Source organism: Methanomicrobia archaeon (assembly GCA_016930255.1).
Classification (GTDB): Archaea; Halobacteriota; Syntropharchaeia; order Alkanophagales; family Methanospirareceae; genus JACGMN01.
In genome coordinates this window covers 1-8,277 of sequence record JAFGHB010000087.1, presented here as the reverse complement: position 1 = coordinate 8,277, position 8,277 = coordinate 1, and the positions used below count along the sequence as shown (strand labels likewise).

Here is an 8,277-nt window from a genome sequence, read left to right as displayed (position 1 = left end):
TTTCAGCTATTCAGGTTAGCCATTTAAAAGAAATCCTTCGAAATATCCCTTTTTCATGTCAAGGGGATGGGGCGTTCGGAGATACTGAAAAAACCGGCAGTTTTAAATACTTTGTTCATACAACGGAACAGTTATGAGGAGTAACTATCCGGTAACGGGATTGTGTGTCTGTCTGCTTCTTATAACGATCATGGCGGTGGTCTCCGCTGGTTCGGATATCCAGATCGAGGGTGCATATCGGGAACTGTGGAATCAAAGCGAGTCGGAGATTGAGCGAGTAGAAGTGGTGGATGATTTGAATGGCGATGCCAATCCGGATCTTCTTGTGTTTCTGAACGAGGGATCCGATCCCGAAATTGCGACGGTGATGGCGAAGGCGGGAAAAAATGGCACGATTCTCTGGGAAGAAAACGTCACCGGTAACGATGTTGACATTGACGCGTTCCCGGTGGATGATCTGAATGGCGACGGGGTTGCGGACGTTATCGTCGTTATAGAGGAGCGGAGAGCGGATAGTGTAACAGAAACGAACGTGACAATAATTGCGAAGGTGGGGAAGAACGGCACACATCTCTGGGAAGAGAAAGAAAACCTCGCGGGTTATGGAGAGGTACAGGTTGTACCGGTGGATGATGTTGATGGTGACGGCAAACCGGATCTTATCGTCTCCGTGTGGGTGGCGTCCCTTACGAATGATTTCTGGAACGGTTCTGTGATATTGAAGTCAGGAACAAATGGTACGCATCTCTGGAATGAATCGATCAATAGCACCGAGGAACATTTTTGGTTGAATGCATTTCCTGTAGATGATGTGGATGGTGATGGCAAACCGGATATTATAGTCGAGATGGAAACTGAGTACTGGGACGATTACGAGGCTAAGGCTATTACAAATAATACCGTGATAGTGAAGTCGGGGATAAATGGCACACATCTGTGGGAGGAGAACAACACCGGTGAATATGCTAAGATGTGGGCTCGTACGGTAGATGATGTGGACGGAGATGGCAAACCCGAGATAGCGGTCTTCACGTCTGAAATAGACGTTGGAACTAATACCAGCGCGAGAAACGTGAGTATAATCGTGAAGGTAGGTAAGAATGGCACGCATCTCTGGCAGGAGAACTTCACCGGCTATGACCCAGATGAGTATGTTGGGTGGTATATCATTCCGATGCCGGATTTGAATGGCGACGGGTTACGTGATCTCATTGTGGGCATAAGTGGTTGGATCGCTCAAGATGAGGAAGATGAAGATGGCGACCCACGTTGGAACGGGACGGTAATTGCGAAGGTGGGTAAGAACGGCACGCATCTCTGGCAGGAGAACCATACGGCCACCTACTGGAGGAGTGATTTGAAGCTCATGACTGTTGGCGACCTGAACGGTAATGGCGTACCGGATGTGATCGTGGTCCTAAAATATGATAGGTACAATGCAACCGTAATAGCGAAGGAAGGTAAGAATGGCACGCACCTCTGGCAGGAAAATATCACCGCGGAAAATGGGTATGGCCTTCAGAAAGTACGGGTCGAACCGACCGACGATCTGAACTGCGACAGCCTGCCGGATGTGTTAGTGGTAGTCGAATCGGGATTAGATGCTTGGCCATATCCAGCTGAGGACTTTGTCATTGCGAAGGTGGGCAAGAACGGCACGCATCTCTGGGAAGAGCGTATTTCGGGTAATAGTGTTGGTATAGATAGAGTTTATCCGGTGGGCGATTTCAGTTGTGATAACAAAACAGATGTGGCCGTTTACACGCGCGATTGGTTCGAAACAATCAACAAAAATGTACTGATCATAAAGGAGGGCAAAACAGGCAGGCATCTCGTTACGCTCAACTCATCGGCCTATCTCTATCTAGCGGGAGAGTATTTTCTGGAATTATATAAGGATGGGGATGAGGTCGAGGATTACACGTATGATTTGAATTGTGATGGTATCAGTGACCTTCTGGTCTACACCAGGGAGCACATGTATGTGATACACAAGGGAACTCGTGGTGATTCTTCGGACGCTAACGGGCGTAAGAGTGATCTCTTCTTCACGGATGAGGCTGTGTACGCGATCGGCGTTGGCTTTGTGCCCTTAGAGTGGATAAATATCTCGGTGGTCCCGGATAGTAATTGGACGGACGGCGTTCCGATTCCGTCTGATGTGAGCAGCGATGGCGTGAATACCGTGCAGTCAGATGCGAACGGCAGCGTCTTTGCACTGGTGTGGCCGCAGCCGTTGACGGTGGGCGCTTATGATATCGTCTTTGATGCGGATCAGAACGGTGTTTATAATGAGGGAACTGACGCTGTTGATAGCGCCTCACCGGGCTTCGTGGTGCAGGAGCGGCCGGCAGTAGAAGCAGTTCCCGTGCTCACGACGCTTGGTCTGGGGGTGCTGATGCTGTTCATGGCCCTGGTCGCGGTTCCGGGGCTGACGAAGAAACGATCTGAGAAGAAATAAGCCCGGCTGCTACCAAGTCATGAAGGATGGAACCAGTCGTCCGGTCCGGTAAGCGAGCCAGCACCGCAGCGACACGATTCTCGCCGATCGCGCCGCAGTGGTAGGTGTAGCCGTCTCTTATCAGAACCGCACCTGCAACGATCAAGAAGCCGCCGACAAGAACGAAACGAGGAGTTACCATAAGGATGAGCACACCGATGGCTATGCAAAAAAGGCCACCACCAGCTCGTTTCTGGAACGCGCTGTTCAAACTGTACTGCTGTTTCAGGACGGTTGCCATGGTTAAGTAGGTATAGTGGTCTTAAAGGGGAAAAGCTTTTATTTACACGCTCGTTACTCAAAAAATGGCAAAATGGAGGGTGTAAATTGACGATAGTCGTGCATAAGAAGGGAAAATCCCCTTTTAGGCTCGAACGCTCCTCTTTTGCAAACGAGGAAGCGCTTCAGAACCTCATTCAGGACAGCCCCAATGCGATACCAGTTGACCATATAGATGACGGGGCGAAGTTGCTTACGCTAAGGCGTGAGTTCCCCACTTCAGTTGGTCCAATCGATGCAATAGGGGTTGATCAACGTGGCAATCTGTACTTGATCGAAACGAAATTATACCGAAACTCAGACAAGAGACAGGTAGTCGCGCAAGTCCTGGATTATGGTGCTGCTCTCTGGACGCATTCGGGCGACTTTGATCGGTTCATGGCGGAGCTGGAAGCGGACACACAGCAGAGACTCAATATCAACATCGGGGAGCACATTAGGTCGTTCTTTGAGCTATCGGAGGAACAATACTCGGATTTAGTTGACGCGATGCACGATAACTTCGTGGCCGCGCAATTCAGGTTTCTAATTCTGATGGATTCGGTTCATGACGCCCTTCGTGACCTGATCCTCTTCTTGAATCAGAACAGCAACTTCGATGTCTATGCTGTCGAGCTTGACCATTATGAAATGGAAGATACTAGTATTGTGGTGCCGAGGATTATTGGGAGCATCACTAAGAAGCAGGGCGTCCGCACGTCGGGCAAAAGAAGGCCGTGGACCATGGAAAACATGCTACAGGATGCTAAGGAAAAGCTCGAAAGCGACATCTACGATTCGTTCTACTATCTGTACGAATTCTGCGACAAGAACAGCGCTCAAATGAATCTGGGCACCGGCACGTTACATGGCTCATTTAGCCCAGTCTTCCCGGAAATCAGCGACCATAGTCTCATCACAGTTCGAACCGATGGGCTTCTTACGCTCAATTTTGGATGGCTGCACGATAACCACAAAACCGAGGCAAAGGCGGCAGTGTTACGAGAGAAGCTAGTTGAAGCGGGATTCATATTCAAAACTGAACAGCAATTCCCTGGTATTGCCCCCGAGAGTTGGACGCCCAGAGTTGAAGCACTTATCTACATCATCGAGGAGATAAGAAAATAACCAATCTGCATTTAGCCCTAAAACTGCTAAACATAAAAATTATCTTAGTGCACCAAAGACGAAATTTAACAGCGAGGATGAATTTCGCTAGTAAGGATTTCGAGTAGCTATTGGCGGGAAAGATGCAATAGGGGAAAAAGAGAAGATATTATTAAGGAGATAAATTGACACATTATCTGATAGAATTCAGGTTTTTTGGAAAAGCAAGAGGTAAAGCTAAGAAGCTAATTAGAGATGTAGATAGAAAGTGCGACATAAAATTATCCTATAGACCTGTGCCACACGTAACGCTTGCAGGACCTTTTCATACACAAAATGAAGGAAAACTTGTTTCTGATTTTAACAGATTATGTAAGAAATATGAAGTTATGAAATATAAGGTTGTGGGGTTTAATACTTTTAAAGATAATCGAGTTGTTTATATTGATATAAATCCAAGTGAAAAATTAGATGAATTCAGATGGGAATTGTCCAAAGCAATTAAATCTTATTGCCGCCTTAAATCATTTGATTTGGAAAAGAAGTTCTATTTCCATGCAACTGTCGCTATGAATTTAACTCATGAAGAGTTTAAGTGTGTCAATAAATTTATTAGGAAGAAAACAGAACCTGATTATAAACATATCATGTTAAGGGCAGCTATAATAAAAAATAGCAGAATACTGTATGAATATGATTTTATGTTAAAAAGATTGCTTAATAGGGGGGAAGCGAAGAGTAAAAGAGTTCTTGCCCAGTCATTCAAAGCGTTGGAAAAATATTTTGAAGAAGGTAAAACAGAAACTAGCGGCATAATAAAACATATAGAAAAATCAACATCCACTAAAGAATTTGAGTCAAAAATATCTAAAAAAGGATTTTTAGGTAGATTGACTAACGCGATTAGGAAAAGGAAATTTTTCTTTAAGTGAATAAGTAATATTTAATTTTTAGAAGTGCAAATAATTGGGATAAAATAGAAAATTGGCTATGATTATTGATTCAACCACATTTATTTTATCCGAAATAGCAGCACTCTTGACTATCAAAACTAGAATTTTAGGTGCGCGACTTCCCGTCCCGTGGAGCTCCTTGTTCAACGATTTCCACACCGCTATATCTCAAGAACAGCAGGAAGTCCATGAAGAACCGCTGCACAGTTATTCTTGACAATAATTGGATTTTCAGAATCCCACCGGGGTGTTAGCTGCACACGTTCATCGGGGATATCACAGATTGGTGGGGGCTGTTGGTATAGATTTTTCATTATTGAGGCCTCAAGTCGTTCAAGAATACGTGGCTCTGTTCCTATATCTGCAACAAAGATACGAAAACCAGCAAATTGTTTGTAGACCGCACATAGAATTGTCGACTTCCGTTCTTCAAATTCTGCTCGATGATTGCGCGCATAGCCCCATCCATGCCATATCTCCTTTCTGATTCCCTGTTGTGCAGCCGCGATGTCCAGAACGGTGTATTCGCCGTTCATGTATTTACCGGTATGCTCTCTAAAGCGCTTGGGGGCTGGTCTGCGTGTGAGCCCCGCAGCGTAGATCAGATAACCATTTTGGTATTCAAACGTCTGGAGATAAACCCCCGGTGTGTTGGGAATGGGGGCTAAGTTATTTTCCTGCTCAAAGCCTAACCAACTATAAGGCCCATTCCATGTGACTTCGATTGTTGTCGCATTATTGGTCATTCGATAACTCCAGTCGCCACATATTTGCCTGTTATCTCTATTCCGTTATCTCCTACACCATATAAATAGCTATTTTTAAAAATGCTGTGCTTATATTAACAATTATATCAAAGTTATTCCAAAGGGTGCATACTCCACGCGGCGGCGGAAGTGAGAGTACCTACTGTTTTCACTACGGTACCTTGCTCATCCAACCGTTGATTTAAACGACGCGAAGTTACCCAACTGCGGCACAGATCGACGAGTTCTTTTAAATGACGCAGGACTCATGATTGAATTATGGAAAACTATTCCCGCGAGCAGGTTTCACAGATCATCAAAGGCTACAAGTTACTCGATCAAAACGGTGCTCTTTCCTCGCTTCTGGAGCGGATAACTCGCTGCAATAACTGCGCATTGACCTATCCCTCCCGCGATGACCATCCTGTAAACGCGTTAGTACGCCCTCTTCCGCTCGCTAAGTTGTCCACGGAAGATCTCATTATCGAACAGTGCAAGGCGATTCAACGGGAAGATACTGATTTACGCACCATCTTCAAGCGATCCTCCAATTTTGGTGAAATCGTAGCGCAGCTAGGATCTCGCAAATTCGCGATTGGTATGCTGCCCTGGCTGGATCGCTGTATGCTTTTTCGAAGAACTGAGAAGACGAAATTGATGATCATTGGGATCGATTACAAGCATTTCCCCTGCTTTTGCCAGCGAGAAAGCGAGCACAATTTTCCGTTGGATAGTTACCAAAAACGAATTAACACCTGGGGTCCGAGTTGGAGAAATTTTTGGAGAAATCTGTTGAATGGCCCTTATGACGACCAACAGGTAGACAGGTTTCTAGAGATGAACGGCGTGTTCATGATTAATTCGATGCTCTGCTTTGGTAATAATATCGAGCCACAGAAACATTTTCATGGCTATTTGACCTGCTGCCGCGGGCACATCAGAGAGCTTTTAAAGATCGTACAGCCAGAAATTGTGGTCTCGTTTGGGAAACTGGGCTGTGAAAATGTCGCCTCACTTTTATATGAGCAGAACGCGGATATTTCAGTACTCAGACGAGTAGCTAATCCGGGAACGACATTTAAAGCAAAAATTGAAGCGATTCGAGAATCGGAGGATTATCGAGAAGGCATGACAGTAAATTACAACTCACGTCCACTCGTATTCTGGCCGTTGTATCAGCCTGCACGGAGTAAAAACAGGTACGAAGACGATTATCAGGTAGTACGAAGGCTGCTGGGTGGTGCAAAACCTGTCCCGCTGAAGCGAGAGGAAAAAGCAGCTGAGCAGGTAACGCCTGCAGATCAGATCAACAAGACGATCGAGGCCATCGCCGTTTTGAAGGGTTTGCAGGCATCGCCAAATTTAAGTACAGCGCAGAAGAAGCTTCTGGAAGAAGTAACAAGGACTTTTGAGGGGTTCATACCAACGAAAAGGCACCTTCAACAACAGATCCTCAACTCAGTTCTACCTAACTGACTGTATTTCTCCAGCTCTTCTATTTCTCTCCTCTTCGATGTCCTTTTCCAACCCCAGTTATTTGCTCAAATTGTAGATATTTGTATCTAATTTAGCAGAATAATTAAGCTTGTACTTATTAATTGTGCTAGTAAGCTTGCCTAGTATTTCATCATTCTTGGGTAAGAGGAAGAATATGATCTCATTGTCGGACAGGTATATCGGCTGATTATCTAATGTTGCCTTCAAGTCTTTTGATCTTCTTTTAAGGTATTCTTCGTGCTCTTCTCTTGGGAAATGTTGGTAAATCATAAGGATAGAATCATCATCCATACTTTCGTAAATATACTTAGCTTCTCGATATAAAAGATGTTTTTCTGTAGAATTTTTAATCTCTAATCCGATGTCTGGATCTATAAAGACCAGAGATCTATGGAGAAAACTCGGAGGTACATTTTTGAAATATAAATCACGATTTTTATCGGTAAAATAATCACTATGTATCGTGTGAATAACCATTTCAATGCCTTCAGAATTGAAATAATCTCCTATCTTTGTAAAGTCCTTTTTATCACCTTCTTTTTCTTTATATCCCTTTAGAAAATTCATTAGTTCCTCATTTTGAGATCCCGGTCTAGAATCCCTCTCAGCCTTATCGAAATCTCTCTTATTCCCTTCTTTTCTACCCTTAGAGGTTTTAGAATCTTCGGTGAGCATGGGGATAAAGGTGAACCCCTGTAATGTGCTTAATCCCCTCATAATAGCCAGAATCAAGTCATATTTGAATAAATCCCTAACATCTCCAAAATATTGGTTCTTCATTTTTTTCCCTAACTATTTCATCATCTTCGGAAAAAAGAACACATCCACTTTCATTTTTCAAAAGACAAATTTAAGTATCAATAGAGATGTTAGTGGCAATTTCAATCACTAATTATAATTTTAATCTTGAAATATGAGGTTTCAGTGCTTTTTCCAATCTAATCATCGCATCAATCATAGCTTCGTGTATAGCCGGCCACTTATCATCTCGATATCCTCCAATCGCAATTTTTTTACTTATTCGACAAGCTCTTCGCCCTTCGAGATGTTCCCAGTTAAGAGGTTCTCCAAATACTTGTTCAATTTCATCCTTATGAGATAATAATTTATCGAATATCAGTTTATTTTCAGCGTCCATATCTTTTCCACGATCAATATATAATTCAACCTGACCTTCGTGTTTAGTAACCGAATAATTATAGCCTAGACCGCTTAT

The 8,277-nt window shown here is 44.0% G+C and carries 8 protein-coding genes; 4 read left to right on the top strand and 4 right to left on the bottom strand.

The annotated features are described in order from the left end of the window. Nucleotides 1–133: 133 nt before the first annotated feature. Nucleotides 134–2,461, top strand: coding sequence for a VCBS repeat-containing protein (locus JW878_11200; GenBank protein ID MBN1763617.1), 2,328 nt, complete (start codon nt 134–136; stop codon nt 2,459–2,461). Here the strand turns inward: JW878_11200 and JW878_11195 are convergent. After that, nucleotides 2,406–2,741 (bottom strand): hypothetical protein, encoded by a 336-nt coding sequence (locus JW878_11195; GenBank protein MBN1763616.1) that lies wholly within the window; start codon nt 2,739–2,741, stop codon nt 2,406–2,408. The two genes, JW878_11200 and JW878_11195, sit on opposite strands and share 56 nt — an antisense overlap. An 86-nt stretch (nt 2,742–2,827) precedes the next feature. On the opposite strand from JW878_11195, the gene JW878_11190 reads away from it, so the two are divergent. Next, nucleotides 2,828–3,886 carry a hypothetical protein gene (locus JW878_11190; protein ID MBN1763615.1) on the top strand — a complete coding sequence of 353 codons (1,059 nt, stop codon included), beginning with the start codon at nt 2,828–2,830 and terminating at the stop codon, nt 3,884–3,886. A 164-nt stretch (nt 3,887–4,050) separates the two neighbouring features. Continuing rightward, nucleotides 4,051–4,797 (top strand): 2'-5' RNA ligase family protein, encoded by a 747-nt coding sequence (locus JW878_11185; protein MBN1763614.1) that lies wholly within the window; start codon nt 4,051–4,053, stop codon nt 4,795–4,797. 182 nt (nt 4,798–4,979) lie between these two features. On the opposite strand, the gene JW878_11180 is transcribed toward JW878_11185, so the two are convergent. Next, nucleotides 4,980–5,564 (bottom strand): hypothetical protein, encoded by a 585-nt coding sequence (locus JW878_11180; protein ID MBN1763613.1) that lies wholly within the window; start codon nt 5,562–5,564, stop codon nt 4,980–4,982. Between the two features lie 279 nt (nt 5,565–5,843). Here JW878_11180 and JW878_11175 point away from each other — a divergent pair, with 279 nt between their 5' ends. Next, on the top strand, nt 5,844–7,040 hold the full coding sequence (locus tag JW878_11175) for a hypothetical protein (protein MBN1763612.1): 1,197 nt from the start codon (nt 5,844–5,846) through the stop codon (nt 7,038–7,040). A 57-nt stretch (nt 7,041–7,097) separates the two neighbouring features. Here JW878_11175 and JW878_11170 read toward each other — a convergent pair whose 3' ends face one another. Both JW878_11170 and JW878_11165 read right to left on the bottom strand, forming a co-directional pair. Further along, nucleotides 7,098–7,841: a hypothetical protein gene (locus JW878_11170; protein MBN1763611.1), complete on the bottom strand. Its 744-nt coding sequence runs from the start codon at nt 7,839–7,841 to the stop codon at nt 7,098–7,100. A gap of 112 nt (nt 7,842–7,953) precedes the next feature. Continuing rightward, nucleotides 7,954–8,277 (bottom strand): DUF4268 domain-containing protein (locus JW878_11165; GenBank protein MBN1763610.1); only part of this gene is annotated, 324 nt, incomplete at its 5' end.